Origin of the sequence: Lysinibacillus sp. YS11 (assembly GCF_002896375.1) — a bacterium.
GTDB lineage: Bacteria > Bacillota > Bacilli > Bacillales_A > Planococcaceae > Lysinibacillus > Lysinibacillus capsici.
The window spans coordinates 4,319,231-4,341,522 of record NZ_CP026007.1 but is presented as its reverse complement, the minus strand read 5'-3'; the positions used below and the strand labels follow the sequence as shown (position 1 = coordinate 4,341,522).

The window sequence follows — 22,292 nt, the reverse complement described above, 5'->3', positions numbered from 1 at the left end:
TGTTTATAACGTAGAACCATCAGAAAGGAGTGCCTTGGATTGACAGAACGTGAATTATTCGATTCATACAACAAAGATGTTTACCGTACCTGTTATTATATGCTACGGAATGCCCAAGATGCGGAAGATCTCTGCCATGATGTATTTGTCACCGTCTTTCGTCAGGATTGGAGAAGTGTAGAGCATACACGTGCTTGGATTTTACGGATTGCGATGAATCAATGTTTAAATTTGCTTAAAAGAAAGCAGGCTCAGTTAAAAAAAGTGAGTCAGGTACAGTTGCTACAGGAGCAAACTACGGCATCAGTTAAATCTGTAGACACCATTGTACTGGAGAAGGCAGCTGAGGAGGAGTGGGAGGCACTACTCAGACAGTTACCAGAAAAGTTAATGGCTGTTGTCACCCTCCGCTACATTGGTGAGCTATCATTAGTGGAAATTGCGGAAACGCTAAAGATTCCAGTGGGAACAGTGAAATCGAGACTCCATAAGGCATTGAAAATCATGCGCAAAAAACTAGAACAAAATCAAAATTTATGGTTGAAGGGAGAGAATCAATTTGGAACGCATTGAAAAGAAATTGAAAAAAGAGATGAACGCAGACCATAACATGAAGTATCCTGACTTTGAACAAATGTGGAATGGTATCCAGCAGGATGAACTAAAAATGGTAAATGAACCGATCGAACTTCTACCTCGAAAAAGGAAGAGATTTGTTTTGGTCGCAGGATTAGCTGTTGCTCTAATGGCTACACCTGTCTATGCAGCACTGAACTATGATTGGTCAACTATTCTATCTTATAGAGCTGGTATTCAGTCGGCATTAGACCAGGGCTTAGGGCAGACGATTGAGAAATCCGTTACGAAGGATGGGTTTACGTTGACCGTACATACGGCGTTTATCGATGATAACAGAACCTTTCTTTTATATAGTTTGAAACCTGATGCCACTTGGGATGGAATGAATGTGAGTTTTGATCAAATCGGACTTCAAGATTCTAATGGTGATTTTATTCAAGGGAATTACTCACATCGCTGGAATGAAGATCTTGGTCTTTTCCAAGGGTATTTTGAGACAGACTGGGTGGCAGATAATCAGAAGTCAGACATTAAATTTTTAATGAAGAATATTCATTCTATTGGTGATAAAGAACTGCCTATTAATTACAACCCTAATGACTCTCATACGCAGAATTTCACCATTCAAAAGGATGGAATTGACAATGTAATTCTACAAACCTTTGAACAATCAGACGGGAAAGTAATGCTTCAATCAGCGGTTCAATTTACAGATTCTGAAATGAAGAACAAATGGGTACGAATTAAGGCGCTAGATGATAAAAATCAGACTATTAAAGAAGCGGAAACACCTGTTTTTGGAACTCCTGGTGCAACTGGTGAATACTTTAGTCAGCAAATTTTCACTTCAGACAGCTTACGAGCGAAGGATACAAAGTTCCAACTAACTTATGAACATACATTAGATATTGCAAAGGATAATTGGAATATAGAGATGAATTTATCCAAAGAACAATTAAACAAGGGATCATTTAAAAAAGTCGTCAATATTCCTTTAGAAAATGCATCTAATGGAATAGTAATTCATGAAATGAAAGTTACTCCAACACAGGTACGTTTAATACTGACCCATAAGGAAAAATATGCACATATTCCTTACATGGGCTATCAGCTGGATATTGGTGGCGTACTTTTGGATGGAGGTAGATGGAATATAGAAAACGAGCCTTATAAAACCGAACTTCGTTTTGAATTGACTGGAGTGGATGTGACCTCGTTAGCGAATCAATCTGTGGCATTGGTAGCTAAACATCGTGTTGATATAAAAGACGGTGACGAGCAACCGATTCATTTGACTGATATATCAGATACACCTCAAAGTAAGACATCTACGATTGGAGAGTATTCAATTACATGGACTTACTATAAGAAAGATAGCAATCTCTATGTGGAATCCTTTAGCACTGAACCTACATTTGGTGGTGTCTCTCAGACTTATTATCTAGATCATAAAGAGCGAAATTATGGAATGCCTATGATGACTGGCATACTTGGTGATGAAAATAATAAGCAGATGGATGAGTATAAGAATTTTAAAGATAAAGATCTTGATATTTATATTTGGAAATATACTACGAATTATCCAGATGCAGAGCTTCGTATACCACTTACATTTGGAAAATAACAGTACTAGCAGCCCCATCTATTTGATTCTTCGCTATTCAAATAGATGGGGCTTTTTAATTTCTTATAAAGATTAAAGGGCTTTACATAAAAAGAAATGTATCATATAGTTTAGTTAACTTAAATAAATTAATTATTGTACAGGAGAAGATACATGACCTCTAACGAAAAAACACAAAAATCTTTTGCTTATAAGCTTGGATTAGGCATTATTATCTTTTCACTTTCTTTATGGTTAATCCCAATTATTACACCTTTCACACCGATACCTACAAAAGTAAAGGCAGGGATAATACCAGGAAGTATTATTTTGGCTGAAATCTTATTTTGGCTTGGTGCTTTACTTGTTGGAAAAGAAGTAGCCAACAAATTTAAAAGCTATCTAAATCCTAAAAAATGGCGAGAAAAAGGTGACACTCAAAAAAATGAAGAATAACCAGGTAGCGGAGCAAATAAATCAAACCATTGAAGATATTTGGATCATGCTTGAGAAAATGGAAAGGGCTTATACTAATTTCTCCTTAAATAATCAGCAATATGTTCTTTTAACATTAGTGATGCGTCATCCATTCTGCTCGCCTTCAGAACTAGCAGATAAAATGGCTATTACAAAAAGTGCAGTGAGTCAGCAATTAACCAAGCTTGAACAGGATGGCTATATAATGAAAAGGCAGCATGAGGAGGATAAGCGTGCCTTTTCTGTCGAATTGGGTGAGAAGGGTCTATTATATAAACAGGAAATTGAAGCCTTTAATCAACAGATTACAGAAAAGTACCATGCTAACTTAACAACTGAAGAATTAGCTGAAATGTTAGCTACTCTAGAAAAAATGAAAAAAATACTGTATGAATTTTAGAAAAAATTTGACATTTTGTTAGGTGTGTCTTATAGTAACCCTTAATAAAAAAGGGGGAATAAACATGGTCATTACTCTTGTCCAATCATTCACAACAAAACATCATCATAATCACTAGTCTTGCTATCTTTATTAACTTATTAATATTGAATAGGAAGACTATTTCTCATGTAATCGTATAAATAAAGCTGATTTGAAGCTTTATCGCTATACGGTTTTTTTATTGCTCAAAAAATGAGGAGGAGATTATGATGAAAAAAATAATGGACTATCAGAATGTTCGAGGAACACAAGATTATTTACCAGAGCAAGAGGCTACTCGTCGTGTGATACGACGTACGTTAGAAGATACATTTATAGCCTATGGCTGCAAGCCGTTAGAAACACCTATTCTTAACTATACAGAGTTGATGGCTTCTAAATATGCTGGTGGTGCTGAGATTTTAGAGGAGATGTATACATTAACAGATCGAGGTGAGCGAGATTTAGCGTTACGCTATGATTTAACAATTCCATTTGCAAAAGTTGTAGCGATGAATCCAGCGATTGCTATGCCATTTAAACGATATGAGATTGGCAAAGTGTTTCGAGATGGCCCCATCAAGGCTGGCCGTTTTCGCGAATTTACACAATGTGATGTAGATATTGTTGGGGTAGAATCACAGGCTGCTGAGGCGGAGCTAATGATGATGGCGATAGATGCCTTTAATCAGCTTAAACTTAAAATTAATCTCCAATATAATAATCGCAAGCTTTTAGTTGGTTTACTGCAATTATTTGAGGTTGAACAGGAACAAATGAATCGAGTTATTTTAACATTAGATAAGATTGAAAAAATAGACGAGAAAACAATGCTCGCAGAATTGAAGGCATTGGGGTTATCAGATAATAGTATTCATAAAATAAAGCACTTTTTAGATGAACGTCCTCAAATAAGTATGGCGTATTTTGAAGGATTCGCGACCGAGAATGTCTTTTTACAACAAGGTTTACAGGAATTAATGGAACTAACTTCTTATTTAGAGGCACTTGAAATAAGTGACCAATGTATTTTCAATCCATTTTTAGCGAGGGGACTTGAAATTTACACAGGAACAATTTATGAAATTTTTTTAGCAGATGGAACAATCCGCTCAAGTATTGGTAGTGGGGGACGCTATGACAATGCTATTGGTGGCCTTTTAGAGACAAATCAAACCTATGCTACTGTTGGTATTTCATTTGGTTTAGATGTCATCTATACAGCATTGGAGCTTTCGGGAAAAACAGAGCAAAACGCTCCTAGCGTGGATATTTATATTATTCCTCTGGGAACAGAAAAAGAGGCACTAAAGCTAGCAACTGCATTACGGCGAGAAAAATATAAGATAGAAGTTGAGCTAAGTGGGAAAAAAGTGAAAAAGGCGATGGAAAAAGCCAATCGTGAAAACACACCAAAGGTTATTGTATTAGGAGATAACGAGGTCAATCAAAATATGTATAAAATAAAAGATATGAAAAGCGGTGAGGAAGAAATCGTTGCATTTATCTTTTAAACACCATAGCATGGAAAAAACGGCTGATCCCACTCTATTATAGGATTTGAGCCGTTTTTTGGTTATTTTTTCGATTTAAAAACCAGTTTCCATATCAAGATGTTGATGAAGAAAAGCACAATGAAATATATAGTGGAGCCGTATGTTATCTGACTAGCTATTATATAGTGCAGCCCTACAAGTAAACCTAAAGGGAGCAATAACAAAAGAATCTTCCAGCCTTGCGCATCATTAACTTCATCATAGGGTTTGGTAAAGGGTAATTTGTTTGTCATCATGACGAAACAAAGGATGGTATATAACCAACTTGTTACCAAAACAGCTAGTAAATCAGGGATAATTCGAATACCATAAATATAGCTAAAGACTATACTTAGTACTAAAAATAACGGAGTATACAATTTAATTAAAAATGCCTTTAAGCTACCTTTTTGTAAATCTGTATAATCTTTAAGCGGTAGCGTTTTATAAATCCATGCAGCCTTATATTTAGCAGAGTGACCAAGCATAAGGACAGCGGATGGTATAATCATCATACTAAAATAGATATTTAAATAGCTCATACTACTAGCATAATCGACTTCTTCCCCTCTGCTAAAAGTAAACATGAAAATAAAGGGAATAATAAATGAAAAGCCTAAAGATGGGTAGACCTTTAGCTTAAACTCTCGCTCTTGCTTCATCATCAGAGCTGCGAAGCGATAGAAAGCTCGTTCCTCGTGTGTTCTACACACAATGGTTAATAAAAACGACTTTAGTCGATTGTTCTTTTCCTTTTTAGACTTACTTGTACTTAGCAGTTTTTGGAGATTGCGTTCAAAGGTTGGTATGAGTTTAATATAGATCCAAATCGAAATAATAGGTACAATCACTGCTAAGATGGTATAAATGACTGTCAATAAGGATGTGTCACCATGCAGTATGAGTTCATAAGGGGCAGCGAACCACATCGGTATTAAGAAGAGGTTCCACCAATGAAACGATACTACCATATCTAAATTGACGAATTCAAAGGATCGAATAAGAACTTGGTAGCCAATCATCAGCATTAGAGATAAAGCGATTTGTACATAATTAATCATATCCTTCAGCTTTTCACCATCGAAGAAGCGTAAAATGGCAATATATAAAATGGCTGTGATGGCAACTATAAATAAATTCATTAATAGAATCTCAAGACCTGTTAAAATAAAAAACACAATACCTTGAGTAAAAAGGCTGACTATTAGAGGGATGGCTGTTAGGGCCAATGTTAAATAGGATAAATAAATAAAAATATGCATAAATTTTGCTGCATTAATTGTTTTAGCTGAAATAGGCTTAGTTGAAAGTATGCTTTTATCTCGTACATCTAAAAGCACAGAAGAAAAGTCAGAAATCAATGAAGTCATAATCAAAAAGATGATCATTGCAAAGGCGATACTCATCTGAAATAGAAAATTTTGACCAAATCCCATAAGCGGGATGAGTATAAGCCCGAATAACATATAAATCCATAGAGACTTAATGTAGCCATACTTTTGATTGTCTTTCTTTTTGTTTTGATTAAATAGGGTAGGTACTTTCCGTTCATCCATTGTTAATTTTATATGGAGGATTTTTCTCATCATGTCATAATCAATGCCCATTTTTATAAAAAGCCATCGGAACTTATCAAGCAATCGTAGCGTTTTGAAATCTGTCATAATTGTCCCCCACGAACGACGGACACAAATTTTTCTCCGATTTCCTGATGTTCATGAAATCCTGTTAACTGGTTAAAAATTCTTTCTAATGTTCCTTCAGTATTATCTGCTTGTAATTGGGCAAATGTTCCGTCCGCTGCAATTTTTCCATCATACAGCAAAATGATGCGGCTACTGATTTTTTCAACGACATCCATAATGTGTGATGAGTAAAATATAGTCTTTCCATTGGCAGCTAGTTGCGTTAAGATTTCTTTAAAAATCATGACACTGTTTGCGTCTAGGCCATTGATTGGTTCATCTAAAAATAGCAGGTCTGGATTATGTATAAGGCTTGCAATAATTAGTAGTTTTTGACGCATGCCTTTAGAATAGGAAGAAATTCTAGAATGGTATGCTTCACCAACTCCAAACAGTTCCATTAGTGATTTGGATTTGTCAGCCGCCTCCTCTAGCTCTAATCCATATAGCTGGCCGATGAAGGTTAAATACTCATAGCCTGTTAAGTTATCATAAACATCAGCGATTTCAGGGACGTAACCAATTCGCCGTTTATAATCAATCTGGTCTTGTCCTATGCTTTTCCCAAAGAGCTTAATCTCGCCACCATAATCACCTTCTAGCCCTAGAATAAGTTTTACAGTTGTACTTTTACCCGCGCCATTGGGGCCGATATAACCGATGATTTCACCTCTAGCTGCGTGAAGGTCAATCCCTTTCAAAATTTCCTTGTTTCCATAACTCTTCGTTAAATTCGTAATTGTTAAAATCTCTTCCATTTTATAGCCCCTTTCAATTAATTTGGAAAATTAACCATAATTACACTATATCATATTAAAAGAGATAATATTCCTTATGCTAAAATGAAACCAGTTCAATCAAAAATAGAGAGATCTTCTTATATAAAGGGAAATTTAAAAACGAAATAGATTTATTATTTTAAGGTAAATACGCTTTATTTATAGTTGGCTTATTTCAAAAAGTGAGGTGAAGGACACATGAAAAAAATTGAAGTGGTATTGTCCGACTATAAAACCAAATTGGGCTATCTTTTTCAATATGATTCGCCCAACATATACTCTGAAAAAAGAGCCTTTTATTCAAAAGGTGATTACTCAAGCTAAAAATGAAGGTTATGGAAAAAATTAAAAAAGCCATTCTAAAAAAATTAGAGAATGGCTTTCTTCTATATAGTAGTCTATTTAGCAAGTTCAACAACTGTATCATAAAAAATATTAGTTGCTACAATAATATCCTCATCTGAACTGTATTCTAAGGGATTGTGACTAATACCATCCTTTGAACGGACGAATAGCATCCCAATCGGGGCAATTTCAGCTATATTCATTGCATCATGCCCAGCACCACTTATGAGAGAATAAGGACGTATACCTTGCTTTTCAATACTTGTAGTAAGTTGCTGTTGTAGTAAGGCATCGGTTTTTGCAGGCTTAATGCGCTGTAATACTTTAGAAGCCAATGAGACATGTCTTCGTTCAGCAATTTGTTGAAGCTGTTGCATAATTTCTTGCTCTAATGCACTTACTTTATTTTCGTCAATATCACGAAGATCAATCGAGAACGTAACTTTACCTGGTATAACGTTTGTCCCATTTGGGGAGACCGTTAGCTTACCAACCGTTGCAACGGAATCTGTTGTATTGGTTAATAGTTGCTCAATAGCTAAAATCATTTCACTTGCTGCAGTTAGAGCATCCTGACGAATCGGCATAGGGGTTGCACCAGCATGTTCACTGACACCCGTTACGGTTACCTCTAACCATAATGGGGCTGCAATACCTGTGACAACACCGACTGGTAGGTCTTCATTTTCTAACACTTTTCCTTGCTCGATATGCATTTCTAAATAAGCTTTTATGTCATTACGATGCACTTGTGTTAAAGGATAAGGTGATAAATGGAAATCTTTCATGGCTTCTTCGATGGAAATGCCAGCTTCATCTGTATGCTGTAATTGCTCCTCTGTTAAAAGACCAGCCATTGCACTACTGCCAAGGAGCCCAAAGCCAAATCTCGTTCCTTCCTCATCCTTAAAAGCGACAACTTGAATTTTTTTAGAGGGTATCAACTGTTGCTCATGCATAGTATGTACCACTTCAATAGCTGCTAGCACCCCTAATGCTCCATCATATTTGCCACCCTCTGGTACTGTATCGATGTGAGAACCTAGCATAATGGTTTCATTTCCTTCACCATATGTACCAATAAGGTTTCCAACTGCATCGATTGTGACATTCATACCTGCTTGTTCCATATAAGTTGTAACTAACTCAATTGCCTGCTTTTCTTCTGGTGTGAACGAGAAGCGGTTAATGCCACCTGTCTTTTCATTACGACCAATTTGACTTAAGTCTTGAAGATGCTGTACGAGCCTAACTCCGTTAATCATGACATCACTCTTTCATTTGGAATTGGAAGTGGCACTGTCCTTCACGTAAAACAAATTGATCATGTACCACCTCTAGGCTTTTATTGTACCCTTTAGCAATAGAGGGGTCGATGACTTTACAATACAAAATTCCATATTTACCCATATCATCATCTGCCCATTGTTGACCTAATGGGCAGTGAGTAAACGTTTGTTCAACCTCATTTTCCTTATAAACTGTATCGATTTCAAACAAATCACTGCGACCCATATCATAGTTAGTTAAATAATGCTCCACGGAATTTTCTAGACCGTTTGTGCGAGCACGTTGAGCAATACCTTGGCCTCGCTTATGACCAAAACGTTCTACTGCCCGCATAATCACTTGTTCACCAGCTTCTCCATATTCATCTACAACTGGCTTGGCAATCTGTGCAAACATTTTAGAAAATCGAGCAAACGGTGTTAAATCAGCAAATTTCTCTTCACCTACAACGATTTGGGGTAAGTATTCAAAGAAAGTATGATTTTCCCCTTCTGCTGTTGCTTTTTTCGCCATGGCTTCAGCATCCTTTAAACCAAACGCCTCTAAGCCTTTTTGTACTAATCTCCGACCATGCTCTCCATACTGCTCTGTAATGGAGAGATGTAATTCTGTAAACATTTTTGCGGTAATTATGTCCATAGATAAAGCCTTCATCATTAATTTTTCCTCTGCCATTTTATGAGCCCCCTCATTAACAAATCATATTGATTTACTTGGATTTTATTTTTATTATAGAGGTGGCAAATAATTTAAATCAAATGAATATTTACACAATCAACTATGAAAAAAAATCATAAAAGGAGCAGAATAGCATGGCTACATTAGCACAATATATTGCTTTCCATACACTTATCGATACAGGAAATTTTACAGAAACAGGCTTAAAGCTCAATCTCACACAGTCTTCAATCAGTCATACGATTAGTAATTTAGAGGCAGAATTAGGGCTTTCTCTAATTATTCGAAACCGCAATAATATTGTTTTAACGAGTGAGGGGAAAATTGTTTACGAACACATCTCAAAAATATTGCAGCAACAACAGCAGCTTGAAACCTCTGTAGCAAATTTAAAAAATCTCATTGGGGGGACGTTATCGGTTGGTATTCTACCAAGTGTTTCTCTGGTCTTATTACCAAAGGTTTTAGCGTATTTCGAACAGCATCATCCAGACCTACAAATACGTTTGATGGAGGGAGATTATGATCAAATCGAAGAATGGCTTCATAATGGCGTTGTCGATATCGGTTTTTTAGTGCAACCAAATTCTAAACATCTTGTATTCGATGCGATTTTTAATGATGAGCTTGTTTGCATTATGGCACAGGAGCATCCATTGGCGAAGGAAGAGATGCTCTCTCTAGAGCAATTGCAGGATGAACGCTGGATTATGCCTAAACGTACGATTGATCGAGATGTATCAAGGATCTTAGCTAAACATAAAATCCATCCCAATGTAGTCTATGAATTATCAGTTGACCAAGTCATTTTGACAATGGTCAATGAAAATTTAGGCATTTCTGTTGTGCCGAATTCGCTTTTACTACATGCACCAAGTAACCTGATTAGAAAAAAATTTTATCAAGCATATATTAGACAGGTTGGAATTGCACACAAACACAGTATTCATCTTTCTCCAGGAGCTTTAAAGTTTGTAGAAATATCGAAATACTTTGCCTCCTTTTTACAAAATTAGTTATTGACAATTAAAAAAACCCGAACTATTATCTGATAAAACCAATTGGGATTGTTTAGATTAATCAGATGGAGGACTTTGGGTATATGCATACAATTGTTTATGTTGAAATATTTATCTATTTACTCGCTATGCTAGGAGTAGGGATATACTTCAGTAAAAAAGATTTATCACATAATGATTACTTTCTAGGGGGAAATAAACTACCGGGCTGGGCGTTAGCCTTTTCTGAACGTGCAACGGGTGAATCCGCCTATATGTTTTTAGGGGCAATTGGCTTTATTTATGTGGCTGGGCTGTCAGGCATTTGGATTTTATCTGGCATGCTTTTAGGGGTTGTTGCATCATGGCTATTTTTATCAAAGCGCTTTATGACAGAGCAACAAAAATATAAGGTGAATAGCCTAACAGATTATATTGCTGTTAAATTTCCAAAGCACGCAGATATAATTCGTTGGTTAGCTTCTGCAGTAATGGTGTTATTCTTTGTTTGCTATTTAGCAGCTCAATTTTCCGGGATGGGTAAAACGATTTATTCATTCTCAGGACTCAACATCACTTGGGGAACAATTATTATTGGAGCAATAATAATTGCCTATTCATGTATGGGAGGATTTATGTCCGTTGTTTGGACAGATACAATCCAAAGTTTTTTAATGCTGATCTCGTTTGTTATTGTTCCAATTGCAGCTTATATGGAAATTCAACATCAAGGTTTAAGCATTTCAACAGAGCTAGCTCAAATGGGCAATGGTGCGGATAGTTGGGTTGGAGGCTTAAATGGACTTGCCTTAGGGGCGATGTTATTTACAAATCTATCCTGGTTCTTTGGCTGGCTTGGGGGGCAACCTCAATTGAGCTCTCGCTTTATGGCTATTACTACTGAAAAAGAGCGAATTACTGGCCGTAATATGGCGATTATTTGGACATTAATTGTCTATGTGGGTGCCTTTTTATCTGCGATTTTCGCCTCCACTTTGTATAAGCAAGGTTCTATTGAAGATCCTGAAATGATATTGCCACATATGGTATTTGAAATTTTACCACCTTGGGTTGCGGGAATTATTGTGGCTGGTATTTTAGCAGCTATTATGTCAACAGCTTCGTCTCAATTGTTAGTCATCACAACATCGATAAGTGAGGATATAATTCATAAAACATTACGTTGGAATATTTCTAGCAAAAAATTAGTTCACCTTTCGCGTCTAGTGGCTGTTATTAGTGGGATTGTGGGTATTATCATTTCACTCAAATCAGGTTCTGTAATTTATAGCTTAGTATCCTTTGCATGGGCAGGGATTGGCAATACATTTTCGGTTGTGATCCTTTTAATCTTTTTCTGGAAACGTGTGTCAGGCATTGGGGTTATTGCTACAATTATTGTCGGTTTTATTAGTGCGATTGTATGGTCCCTGTCACCTATGGAGGCTGTAGTGTCAGCCAAGGCAGCGACATTCTTTATTTGCTTAATTGTTGGAGTTGTGGTGTCTTTAGTATGTCCTGATAAAAAGGAAAACGGTCTGGATGATATTTTAAAATAATAATAAAACTCCTTTTTTGCTGATATATTTCTCAAAAGAGGAGTTTTCTTTTTATGCTTATGACCATATTGAAATATGATAGAAAGAAGAGCAACCACTCTAACAGGAAATTACATAATGTGTGGACCTTTTTGGTTATCATGGTTTATGCAAAAATGAAGCAAGGGGGTTAGGAAGTGTTTAGTGATTTTAAGCTTATGGATGAACGACCAGTTTATGTACAATTGAAGGATTATGTTCAAGACATGATTGTCAAGGGGCATCTGTTGGAACATCAAAAGCTTCCATCTACCCGTGAACTTAGTAAGTTATTAGCGGTCAGTAGAAACACGGTGCTGAACGCATATGCCGAATTAGAGCTAGATGGCATCATCTATGCAGTGAAAGGAAAAGGGCATTTTATCGGAAAGGTTACTACATTGAAAACTTCTTCTATTGAAATAGATTGGAAACAAAGGCTGAATGAAACAACTTTATTAGCTGATGAAATTGATTTAATACGACAAGATATACACTGGAAAAAAGGCATGATTTCATTTACTAGTATAGCTCCAGAAGAAAAGCTTTTTGATGTTGAAAATTTCAAAAGGGCATTTCTCACAAGGATGTCCATTGAAGGAGATATTGTCTTAAACTATGGCTATGCCAAGGGCTATAAGCCCTTAATTGACCACCTTCTTAGCTATATGGAGATGAAAGGTGTGGACATTTCTAATAAAGATATTTTAATTACAAATGGTTTTACAGAAGGTCTAGATATTTTATTGTCCTCTTTAGCTAAAAAATCAGGGCGTGTACTATGTGAAAATCCTACACATCATGCAGCATTGAAGCTTTTCCGTTTGCATGGGTTAGACGTACATGGCATCGATATGCAAGATGACGGGATTGACATGGAACAGGTGGAAAAAACATTAGCAGATAAGGACTTTGATTTTGCCTATCTTATCCCGTCCTATCATAATCCAACAGGAATTGTCACTTCCTCCGAGAAAAGGAGTGCTATTTTTCAGCTTTTTTCCAAATATCAAATACCCATTATAGAAGATGGTTTTAATGAGGAATTAAGGTATTCAAGCTCACATTTGGCACCACTAATCGCTTTTAGCGGTATAGGTAATAACATTGTCTATATTGGTAGCTTTTCTAAAATTCTTTTCCCAGGCTTACGTGTTGGCTGGATTTTAGCAGATAGGGAGTTAATTGATAGCTTGGAAAGTATGAAAAGAGCTCGAACAATTCATACATCAACACTGGATCAGGCAGTGTTATATCAATATTTACAGGATGGTTACTTTGAAAAATATTTAAAGAAAGCAAGATTTGTTTACAAGAAAAAATATGAGCTTGCCCGTCAAGCTTGTATCCAATACATTCCCTATAGCAGGATAACAGGGGATGGGGGGCTTCACCTTTTTATAGAACTAAAAGAGGACGTAGATGCACGATTGTTGCTTGAGAAATGCTATGACAAGGGCGTTGTATTTTATCCAGGTGATGTATTTTATACAAATGGAAGAGGTAGTAATACATTTCGTTTAGGTTTTTCCCGTTTAGCAGATGACGATATTGTTCGAGGTATTCAAATTATTGGTGATACATTGAAAACGTTATGAGGAGTTGAAAAAATGAAGGTTGGCGTAATTATGGGTGGTACTTCCTCTGAAAAGCAGGTTTCCATCATGACAGGTAAGGAAATGGTCACTCAATTAGATAAGCAAAAATACGAAGTTGTGGCAATCACATTAGATAACAACAAAGAGGTAATTGACAAGGTAGGTGATATTGATGTGGCTTTGTTAGCACTTCACGGTAAGTTCGGGGAAGATGGTACGATTCAGGGGGTACTAGAAACGTTGGGTATTCCTTATACAGGAAGCGGTCTTCTAGCAAGTAGTTTGTGCATGGATAAAAATATGGCAAAAAAATCCTTCGATATGAAGGTGTCGCAACTCCAGATTGGGTGCATCTCATAAAGGAAGAGGAGTTGCCCTTGCAGGATATAGAGCTTATGGGTTATCCACTTGTAGTTAAACCAAATGCTGGCGGCTCTAGTGTGGGTGTTCAAATTGTCCATGATAGGAGTGCCTTATTGGCTGCGGTTGCAGAAGTATTTAAGTGGGATAACGAAATCATTATTGAGCAGTATTTGATTGGTGACGAAATTACATGCCCAATACTCAATGAACAGCTATTGCCAGTCCTGTCAATCAAACATACAGCAGTATTTTTTGACTATCAGGCAAAATATGACGATGCTTCTACCGTGGAGGAGCCTGTGGAACTACCACTTGCAATTCATGACCGAGTGGCAAAGGCTGCGATGATCAGTTACAAGGCTTTAAGATGCAGTGTCTACGCAAGAGTAGATATGTTAATGAAGGATGGCGTTCCTTATGTGTTGGAGGTTAATACGTTGCCTGGCATGACGCAAAATAGCCTACTACCAAAAAGTGCCCTTGCTGCGGGGATCAGCTATTCAGCACTATTAGACAGCATTATCCAAAGCTCTTTACAGATTGATAGAAATAGGTAAATCGAAAAACAAAACCACCAATAGAATTTTTGTGAAAGGAGAAAATGAACATCCGTTCCAAGCTACTTCTAATTGGTTATTCGATCTTTACTGTTAGGATGAAAGATAAGGAAAAGACACTTTTGCACATGGTGATTTGAGTGACGCTGGCGGAACGGAAATCAACCCTTCGCTTTGCCAAAAGTTCTTTTTCTGCTAGTGAAATCTTTTTCAACAACATAAAACACCTTTTGTTGTTACCTACAAAAGGTGTTTTGATTGTTTTATGATTTTGCTAATTCAATAAAGCCTTCTCCGAAAACGTCCCTTACATCATGAATGGCAATAAAGGCGTCCTTGTCGACTTCTTTGACAATTTTTTTGAGCTTTACAACTTCTTGCTTACTAATAACAATATACAGGATTTCCTTTTGTTCCTTTGTATAATAACCATGACCTGATAGCACAGTTACCCCACGATTCATATAAGCAGTTACCTGTCCAGCAATGTCTTCAGGTTTTTTAGAGATAATGGTAACTGCCTTTTTAGGGTTAACCCCTTCAATAACAAACTCCATTACCTTTGTACCAACATACAGCATAACAATTGTTAGCATTAATGCCTCCGCACCAATGATAAAATAAGATGAAAAAGCAACAATTAAATCGAAGAATAAAAGTCCATAGCTAATACTCCATCCAAGATATTTGTTAGTGATTCTCGCTAAAATTGTAGAACCTGCTGTTGTACCACCAACTCTTATAATTAAGCCAATACCGACTCCTGCAAATACGCCACCAAAAATTGTATTGACGATAATCTCATCTGAAGAAATAGACCACGTTTCTGTTAAATGTAAAAATAAAGAGTGGAATGAGACCGCAATGATTGTATAAATTGTTGTTTGTCTATTTAAAAATTTATAACCAACGATAAGTAAAGCTGCGTTCATAACAAAGCTGACAATACTTGGCGACCATCCGAACAGATAATAAGCAATAATCGTTAAGCCTGTTACGCCACCTTCACCTAAATCATTAGGAATAACAAATAAGTTAACTGCTAGGGCAAAAAGCAGTGATCCAAGCATAATCATTAAAATATCGATAACATATTTCTTCATTCACATAACACCACCAAATCAAATTTTATTTTTCTTAAATTCCATACTATATCAGGTTTTCAGCAAATGATATACTTTTTGGAATGTTCATTTGTGATATATCGACAGTAATTAGTGTGTCTTTAGAGAGAACTTTGGAAACTTGACATATTATAGCCAGAATTTATAATAGTCGTAACAATGCTAGGAGGGTTATTAAAAAATGACACATGCTATGAGACTACGTTTCCCAATATTGAACCAGTAACTGAATAGGGCCAAACGCTGTTTTGTGAAAACAGAGTAAATGGGATAGTCTGTCCTTTTTTAATCATCTTCATAATCATGAGAAAAAAGAGACGTTTGTCTTACAATAAATCTCTTTTACTTTACATCACAGGCAAAGTTGTCTGTGTTTTTTTATTGAATGTAGGGAGGAAAGTGAAATGTATAGTCTATTATTCTTTTAATACGAGCTTTGATTAAAAGCTCGTATCGATACCATCGCTATCGGTACGGAATGATCAATTTCGGGAGGTAGCAAAATGGAAAAGGTTTGCTTTGAGTTAGAGAATGTAGTCGTTACTTATTTAGATAAAGAACTATTAAATATTGAAAAATTAGCTGTGCATCAATTTGACCGAATAGGAATCGTTGGTAAAAATGGTGCAGGTAAAAGTACGTTGATGAAGTTACTTGCTGGCAAGATACAACCAATAAGTGGGAAATTGAAAAGGCATGTTCATTTCGAATACTTTGAACAGATGGAGGCACCAACGTTAATAGAGGCAGATCCACAGTTATTAGGGAAATTAGCAGTACCTACGTATTCTGAAGGATTAAGTGGTGGAGAGCAAACAAGATTAAAGCTAGCACAATTATTTACTTCTTATGAGGAAGCTTTGCTTATTGATGAGCCGACAACACATTTGGATCAACTCGGCATCTCATTTTTATTAGATGAATTACGTTATTATTATGGGGCCCTCATACTCATCAGCCATGATCGTGCTGTACTAGATGAGCTGGTTACAACGATATGGGAGGTAGATGGTGGTAAGGTAACGATCTACTCAGGGAATTACAGCGAGTATGCCATGCAAAAGCAATTAGAGCAAGATCAACAAAATCAGGCTCATGAACAATACTTGAAAGAAAAGAGCAGACTTGAAAAAGCTGTAGATGAAAAAATGAAAAAAGCTGAAAAAATTGCTCAGGCAGGCAATATGTCTAAAAGAGAGGCTAACGCTAAACCTAATCGTATGTTTATGACAAAGTCCAAAGGCACAAGTCAAAAAGCCGTACAGCGTGCAGCAAAAGCTATCGAACATCGGATAGGGAAGCTTCATAAAGCAGAAGCGGTGCAGGAAGAAAGAAAAATTGTTTTTCGACAATCAAAAGCCTTGGAATTGCATAATAAGTATCCCATTATGGCAGATCGATTCACTTTACATGCTCAAGATAAGGTACTATTACACGAGGTCAGCTTCCAAATCCCGTTAGGTAAAAAAATTGCGCTTAAGGGTAACAATGGTAGTGGTAAAAGTACATTACTAAAACATATAGCCAATAATGGTGAGGGAATAACTATTTCTCCAAAGGCTAAAATAGGTTATTTTCATCAGATGAGCTACCAATTTGCTGGTGAGGAAACAGTGCTACAATTTTTAAAGAATCGCTCTGAATATGATGAAAGTTTATTACGAAGCGTACTTCATTCCATGCAGTTTGCTGGCACTGATTTACAAAAGAAAATTACCACACTTAGTGGTGGTGAGGCCATACGCCTTCAGCTTTGTCAGCTATTTTTAGGAAATTATAATATTTTGCTGTTGGATGAACCAACTAATTTCTTAGATATTCAAGCACTAGAAGCCCTTGAACAATTTATAGCTGCTTATGAGGGAACAATAATCTTTGTCACACATGATAAAAATTTTATCGACAATGTAGCAGATATTCAGTTTACTGTTCATAATAAAAAAATACTTTAAGTGAAAAGGTGCGATTCCATTAGGAGAATCGCACCTTTTTTAGTGAATTTTTATTAGTAAGGAAGGTTAATGGAAAATTTCGGCGAAGGTGTAGATAGACAATATGAAAAAGGATGATGAATGATGATAAATACGGATGTGACGACGAAACTAAAAATCAATCAACCAGCCCATAAAGTATTTGAAGCCATTATTTCCCCTACTGAAATCGGTCATTATTGGTTTTCTAGCAGTTCCGAAAGATGGGCAGAAGGTAAAAGAATCACGCTTAAATATGAGGAGTATGGTGCAGAGGGTGTGATCACTGTGCTTGAAATGGAGGTGAATAAAAAAATTGTGTTTGTTTGGGGAGAAGAGCATGGCGAAGTGACAATGGTTGCCATCTCTTTTGAAGAATCACAAAGTGAAACAATTATTACTGTTGTAGAATCTGGGTTAAATGCACATGACCCAGAAATTGTGACAAAAATGATGGGCCAAAAAGAGGGTTGGGTCTATACATTAACATGCCTCAAAGGATATTTAGAAAATGGGGTTAGCAATTTACGAGCTTCTCTAATTCATTAAGGAGGAGAGGTATGTCAACGATCGATATCATCGAGCAATTGGAGCTGAATTAGTTTGTGCTAAGAAGGGTTATTCGAGGTGAATCAAGCAAGGGATTCTGTATGCATACTTGTTGAAGTGATGCCTCCAGAAATAAAAACAGAAATAGCATTACGATTAAATAACCAGTCGTCTACAGTATTACAGCAATGGTTGTTAGAAGCAGCTGAGTGATGGAGGGATGAATATGAAAAAGTTGTATTGGATGATTGGCGGTGTTTTGGTTTGTATAGGTTTTGTATGTAGCATTATTTTTTGGAAGTTTCAAAAAGAAATCAAGAAGAACGATCCTGAATATATCGTGCAATTTATCAAGGAACATAAAGAGGATAAAAATATTTCTGTAGCCATTCAATATAATCAACAACATTGGGTGGAGCTAAACACCAAGGAACAGCTACCGTTAGCAAGTACAGTTAAAATAATCGTAGCCATCGCCTATGCGCAACAAGCAGCGGATGGCCGTATTAATCCTAAAGAGCAAGTAAATCTAAAGGAGTTAGAGGCATTTTACATTCCTAAAACAGATGGCGGCGCACATAAAGCATGGTTGGCGCAGTTAAACCTTCAGGGTGCAGATAGTGTACCTTTAAGTGAAGTAGCAAATGGCATGATTGCCTATAGCTCCAATGCAAATACGGAATATTTAATGCATGTATTAGACTTTCAAATAATTAATGATGTGCTTACACAGTTAAATGTAGAGGATCATGAACCTTTGTATCCAATTGTAAGTGCACTTTATATTCCCATTCACTTGATGGAGGAAAAAAATTTAACGAAAAAAGCAACATTAACTGCTTTACGAAAAATGGATATGGTTGAATATCGTGAGCGTGCATTGGCTATTCATTCGAATTGGATAGAACATCCTTTAACAATTGAGGAGAAAACAAAAGCTCAAAAAATGCTCAATATGGATTTTCAAAAGATATGGTCTGATCGTTTAATAAGGGCCACAACAAGTGATTACATCTCTATTTTAGAAAAATTGAATGGTAAAAATTTCTTTAGCGCAGAAGTACATAAATATTTAGATCCCGTGTTGGAGCAATTGATGCAGAATCCTAGAAATCAAGCATGGTTAAAACATGCTGGTCAAAAGGGAGGATCGACTGCATTTGTGTTAACACTAGCAGCCTATGCGGAAGATAAAGATGGAAATCAAACAGAAATAGCCTTTTTCGCTAACAACTTAAATACAATGGAGCAGATTAAGCTCTCAAATAGTATGAATAGTTTTCAATTGAAATTTCTTACAGATGATAAATTTCGTAAGCGTTTGAAAGAGGAATTTTCCGAGTTGTGAGTTGCCCATAGATAAGGCAACTCATACTATTGACTACGCTCATCAATCAGTTTTTCAAGAAATTCTGAGAAAGAAGAGGCATATTCATAGATCATGTCATTCATTAAGTCATAGCACATAACTGGAAATTCGCCGTGTTCATCTTTAGACGAACGATCAAAGAAGTACAATTCGTCAGAGTCTGGAATAAATAAATCCAATCTATTCGGAAATTGTTTACACCACTCCTCGTCAGCCAAGTTAAGACGATGTATATAGAGAATATCATGATCATTGATGTCTCTGTATACTGGTGGACCGATTGAGAGAATAGATCCACCATTCAGCTGCCCATTGCCATAATTTTTTAACCACCAGCAATAGGATGGTGGTAATTCAAATCCTAACTCTGCTTCCACTTCTACAATCCATTCATGTTTAACAACGTGTCCAGAAAACCATTTAATTGCAGGAGTGCCTGCAAGTTTTTCTGTTAATCTAGCATACACTGTATCTACCTCCAGTCTCTATATAAAGATTACTCAATTAAGTCACACTACATGTGAGTACCTTCTTTCATTCAGCTGCATACTATAGCGTTATCATGCATGAGAGGATTGAGATAAATGTACCACCCTTATTACGGTAATTATCAATCGTATCATTACGGTTATCAACCTGTTTATTGGGCCTATCCAAATCAGGCAGAACGAGCGCCAAGAAGTAATGTCCAGAATGATTTTGGACCAACACCATTTGTTATCGACATTGAAGAGGCTACAAAGCGCAATAAAAATTATCGTACAGCATTGTGGACAGGGTCAAACTTACAAGTAACGGTGATGAGTCTTAATGTCGGAGAAGATATTGGTTTAGAAGTACACCCACATGTGGACCAATTCATTTGTATTGAGGAGGGGCATGGATTAACTCAAATGGGGCCAACTAGAGATTATTTAAACTATCAGAGACATGTCGCAGAAGATACGGCTATTATGGTACCAGCAGGAACATGGCATAATGTTACGAATACAGGGGATAAACCACTAAAGCTTTACACGATTTATGCGCCACCAAATCATCCATTTGGGACTGTACAAGTAACAAAGGCTGATGCTCTTGCTGGAGAAGCGGGTTATGGACAGCATGACTAGGGATCATAAAAGCGTGTTTTCATACAAAACATGCTTTTTTCTTGAATTATGATAGAATGTGTTTTAATTGCAGATAATAAAGGTCCTGAATGAAGGGTGATGAATGATGAAGTATTCAAAAGCAACAAATTATGCTTTACATACAATGGTGTTTTTAACACTCAATCCTAAAGGGAAATCAATGAGTGTAGAGTCTTTAGCAGAAATGCAAAAATTATCTCCAACCTATCTTTCCAAAATATTAACTAAGCTTGTGAAGGCAGGTTTAATTGAGTCGAACCCAGGTGTCAACGGTGGTTATCGAATTTCTAAGCGCCCCCATGAAATATCGTTTTTAGATGTGATATATGCAATTGAAGGACAAACCTCATTATTTAGTTGTTCCTCTGAACACGATCATTCCTTCCATCATCAAGGCTGTCTCATTGAACAAGTGATGGTGGATGCTGAAAATAATATGAAAGAAGAGCTTAGTAGGAAATTTATTATAGATATAGCTAATAAAATGGAATTAAAAGGATAGTAGCTGGAATAGGAACTAGGGTTTCGCCCCTAGCTCCTTATTATTTTAATTGCATGAGTGCGCCAAAATATTGCTGTGCTGTCGTGAAGCAAATAAATGCTAGTAGCTCGCTAATCTCGGCTTCTGTTAAATAGTCCTTTAATACAGCCGTGACGTTGGGGGCGGTGTGCCCCTTAGCAGCTAAGAATGCTTCCGCAAAACCTGTGCATACTGCCGTTTTCTCATCATAGTTCTGGGGATCAGGCTTGCCTTTTGCCTGACAATACTGACAGCCATTTTTTTGAGCTAAAGTTTTTCGAACCTCTTCTTTTAATGAAGCGGATAGATGCCCGTCTTTTTCGAGTACCTCCCCCAACTGCTGCCAGTGCAGCTGAATTCCCTTGTTGTAGCCTAATAATTGTTGAAAGGGTGTTAAGCCCTTGTCATATAATTGAATAAGTGTCATCAATCATTCCTCCTTCTATTAATTAGTGTAAAATGTTCATAACGAAGTTAACATATCAATTCGAAGGGAAATATGATTGTTTTCCTTCAAAAAGAAGGGGTATTTACAAAATGGATTTCATTAACGAAATAATACTTAAAGAATTAAAAGAAGATAGTCGAATTTCTATGAGCGAACTAGGGAGAAGGGTTCACTTATCTGCACCAGCAGTTCGCGAAAGAATACGGCAATTAGAGGAACAGAACGTTATTAAGAGGTATACATTGGATATTAATAAAAAAGCATTGGGTTATCCAATTGACGCTATTGTTGAAGCGACAATCAAAAATAACCGCTATGCAGACTTTAAAGAACATCTGAAGGTTTATACAAATATAGACTTCTGCTATCGCATTTCAGGTGAGTCATGTTTTTTATTAAAGGGGTATTTTCAATCTTTTCCTGATGTAGAGCAGTTTATTGATGCATTACAACCATATGCACATACGAAAACTAACTTTATTTTTTCAGATATATGTGAGGACGTATAGATGAAGGGAGATATGTATGGAAATCAAATTATTTGAAGAAGAAATTGATGATTTAGTTCATTTATTAGTGCAAAATAAATGCTTGGGAAAATAAGATGGTACTGTGACAGATAGTATTGTCTATGGTGCTATTAAAGATGATTGGGTAGTAGGGAAGTCGACACCAATAAGAATGGATGAAGTTC

22 protein-coding genes and 2 pseudogenes are annotated in these 22,292 nt (G+C 36.5%); 17 read left to right on the top strand and 7 right to left on the bottom strand.

From position 1 onward, the window contains the following. Positions 1-39: 39 nt before the first annotated feature. The 5 genes from LBYS11_RS21770 (at position 40) to LBYS11_RS21750 (ending at position 4,594) form a co-directional block, all read left to right on the top strand. Entirely contained in the window at positions 40-573 is a 534-nt protein-coding gene (locus LBYS11_RS21770) for an RNA polymerase sigma factor (RefSeq protein ID WP_004225288.1), read from the top strand. Beyond that, complete coding sequence (locus tag LBYS11_RS21765) at positions 560-2,203, top strand: DUF4179 domain-containing protein (protein WP_103118975.1); 1,644 nt, start codon at positions 560-562, stop codon at positions 2,201-2,203. Before LBYS11_RS21770 ends, LBYS11_RS21765 begins: the two co-directional genes overlap by 14 nt. 153 nt (positions 2,204-2,356) lie before the next feature. Next, positions 2,357-2,638, top strand: a complete 282-nt coding sequence (locus tag LBYS11_RS21760; protein WP_103118974.1) for a transporter suffix domain-containing protein — start codon at positions 2,357-2,359, stop codon at positions 2,636-2,638. Further along, entirely contained in the window at positions 2,628-3,059 is a 432-nt protein-coding gene (locus LBYS11_RS21755) for a MarR family winged helix-turn-helix transcriptional regulator (protein ID WP_103118973.1), read from the top strand. The genes LBYS11_RS21760 and LBYS11_RS21755 overlap by 11 nt, the downstream gene beginning before the upstream one ends. 251 nt (positions 3,060-3,310) lie before the next feature. Beyond that, positions 3,311-4,594 (top strand): histidine--tRNA ligase, encoded by a 1,284-nt coding sequence (locus LBYS11_RS21750; RefSeq protein ID WP_103118972.1) that lies wholly within the window; start codon positions 3,311-3,313, stop codon positions 4,592-4,594. 62 nt (positions 4,595-4,656) lie between these two features. On the opposite strand, the gene LBYS11_RS21745 is transcribed toward LBYS11_RS21750, so the two are convergent. From LBYS11_RS21745 to LBYS11_RS21730, 4 genes are all read right to left on the bottom strand, one after another. Then, positions 4,657-6,279, bottom strand: a complete 1,623-nt coding sequence (locus LBYS11_RS21745) for a hypothetical protein (RefSeq protein WP_066037933.1) — start codon at positions 6,277-6,279, stop codon at positions 4,657-4,659. After that, positions 6,276-7,058, bottom strand: coding sequence for an ABC transporter ATP-binding protein (locus LBYS11_RS21740; protein WP_066037934.1), 783 nt, complete (start codon positions 7,056-7,058; stop codon positions 6,276-6,278). The genes LBYS11_RS21745 and LBYS11_RS21740 overlap by 4 nt, the downstream gene beginning before the upstream one ends. Positions 7,059-7,477: 419 nt before the next feature. Further along, on the bottom strand, positions 7,478-8,689 hold the full coding sequence (locus LBYS11_RS21735) for a Zn-dependent hydrolase (protein ID WP_054549706.1): 1,212 nt from the start codon (positions 8,687-8,689) through the stop codon (positions 7,478-7,480). A gap of 4 nt (positions 8,690-8,693) precedes the next feature. Then, positions 8,694-9,389, bottom strand: a complete 696-nt coding sequence (locus LBYS11_RS21730) for an L-2-amino-thiazoline-4-carboxylic acid hydrolase (protein ID WP_103118971.1) — start codon at positions 9,387-9,389, stop codon at positions 8,694-8,696. Between the two features lie 137 nt (positions 9,390-9,526). Between LBYS11_RS21730 and LBYS11_RS21725 the strand changes: the two genes are divergently transcribed. The 4 genes and pseudogenes from LBYS11_RS21725 (at position 9,527) to LBYS11_RS21710 (ending at position 14,485) form a co-directional block, all read left to right on the top strand. Beyond that, positions 9,527-10,408 carry a LysR family transcriptional regulator gene (locus tag LBYS11_RS21725; protein ID WP_054549705.1) on the top strand — a complete coding sequence of 294 codons (882 nt, stop codon included), beginning with the start codon at positions 9,527-9,529 and terminating at the stop codon, positions 10,406-10,408. Positions 10,409-10,494: 86 nt separating this feature from the next. Further along, positions 10,495-11,949 carry a sodium/proline symporter gene (locus LBYS11_RS21720; protein ID WP_054549704.1) on the top strand — a complete coding sequence of 485 codons (1,455 nt, stop codon included), beginning with the start codon at positions 10,495-10,497 and terminating at the stop codon, positions 11,947-11,949. Between the two features lie 176 nt (positions 11,950-12,125). Beyond that, a complete protein-coding gene (locus LBYS11_RS21715) occupies positions 12,126-13,565 on the top strand; it encodes a MocR-like pyridoxine biosynthesis transcription factor PdxR (protein WP_048393985.1) in 1,440 nt (479 codons plus the stop codon). 12 nt (positions 13,566-13,577) lie between these two features. Continuing rightward, positions 13,578-14,485 (top strand): annotated as a pseudogene (locus LBYS11_RS21710) (D-alanine--D-alanine ligase). Between the two features lie 263 nt (positions 14,486-14,748). On the opposite strand, the gene LBYS11_RS21705 reads toward LBYS11_RS21710, so the two are convergent. Further along, positions 14,749-15,588, bottom strand: coding sequence for a YitT family protein (locus LBYS11_RS21705; protein WP_036079667.1), 840 nt, complete (start codon positions 15,586-15,588; stop codon positions 14,749-14,751). Positions 15,589-15,790: 202 nt separating this feature from the next. Between LBYS11_RS21705 and LBYS11_RS24155 the strand changes: the two genes are divergently transcribed. From LBYS11_RS24155 to LBYS11_RS21690, 5 genes and pseudogenes are all read left to right on the top strand, one after another. Continuing rightward, on the top strand, positions 15,791-15,835 hold the full coding sequence (locus LBYS11_RS24155; RefSeq protein ID WP_115364072.1) for an erythromycin resistance leader peptide: 45 nt from the start codon (positions 15,791-15,793) through the stop codon (positions 15,833-15,835). 277 nt (positions 15,836-16,112) lie between these two features. Continuing rightward, the gene (locus LBYS11_RS21700) at positions 16,113-17,561 is read left to right on the top strand and encodes an Msr family ABC-F type ribosomal protection protein (protein WP_103118970.1); all 1,449 of its coding nucleotides are present in this window, start codon (positions 16,113-16,115) and stop codon (positions 17,559-17,561) included. Between the two features lie 123 nt (positions 17,562-17,684). Beyond that, positions 17,685-18,128: an SRPBCC family protein gene (locus tag LBYS11_RS21695; RefSeq protein ID WP_103118969.1), complete on the top strand. Its 444-nt coding sequence runs from the start codon at positions 17,685-17,687 to the stop codon at positions 18,126-18,128. A gap of 75 nt (positions 18,129-18,203) precedes the next feature. Continuing rightward, a pseudogene (locus LBYS11_RS23850) lies at positions 18,204-18,341 on the top strand (hypothetical protein); the annotation flags it as partial. Positions 18,342-18,354: 13 nt separating this feature from the next. Then, positions 18,355-19,476, top strand: coding sequence for a serine hydrolase (locus LBYS11_RS21690; protein WP_103118968.1), 1,122 nt, complete (start codon positions 18,355-18,357; stop codon positions 19,474-19,476). Between the two features lie 26 nt (positions 19,477-19,502). On the opposite strand, the gene LBYS11_RS21685 is transcribed toward LBYS11_RS21690, so the two are convergent. Continuing rightward, positions 19,503-19,964 carry an SMI1/KNR4 family protein gene (locus tag LBYS11_RS21685; RefSeq protein WP_103118967.1) on the bottom strand — a complete coding sequence of 154 codons (462 nt, stop codon included), beginning with the start codon at positions 19,962-19,964 and terminating at the stop codon, positions 19,503-19,505. Between the two features lie 117 nt (positions 19,965-20,081). Here LBYS11_RS21685 and LBYS11_RS21680 point away from each other — a divergent pair, with 117 nt between their 5' ends. Further along, complete coding sequence (locus LBYS11_RS21680) at positions 20,082-20,609, top strand: cupin domain-containing protein (protein WP_048393994.1); 528 nt, start codon at positions 20,082-20,084, stop codon at positions 20,607-20,609. Between the two features lie 103 nt (positions 20,610-20,712). Further along, on the top strand, positions 20,713-21,132 hold the full coding sequence (locus LBYS11_RS21675) for an Rrf2 family transcriptional regulator (RefSeq protein WP_103118966.1): 420 nt from the start codon (positions 20,713-20,715) through the stop codon (positions 21,130-21,132). A gap of 40 nt (positions 21,133-21,172) precedes the next feature. Here the strand turns inward: LBYS11_RS21675 and LBYS11_RS21670 are convergent, their stop codons facing one another. After that, positions 21,173-21,577 carry a carboxymuconolactone decarboxylase family protein gene (locus LBYS11_RS21670; protein WP_048393996.1) on the bottom strand — a complete coding sequence of 135 codons (405 nt, stop codon included), beginning with the start codon at positions 21,575-21,577 and terminating at the stop codon, positions 21,173-21,175. 110 nt (positions 21,578-21,687) lie between these two features. On the opposite strand from LBYS11_RS21670, the gene LBYS11_RS21665 reads away from it, so the two are divergent. Then, a complete protein-coding gene (locus LBYS11_RS21665; protein WP_103118965.1) occupies positions 21,688-22,107 on the top strand; it encodes an Lrp/AsnC family transcriptional regulator in 420 nt (139 codons plus the stop codon). Positions 22,108-22,292: the final 185 nt, after the last annotated feature.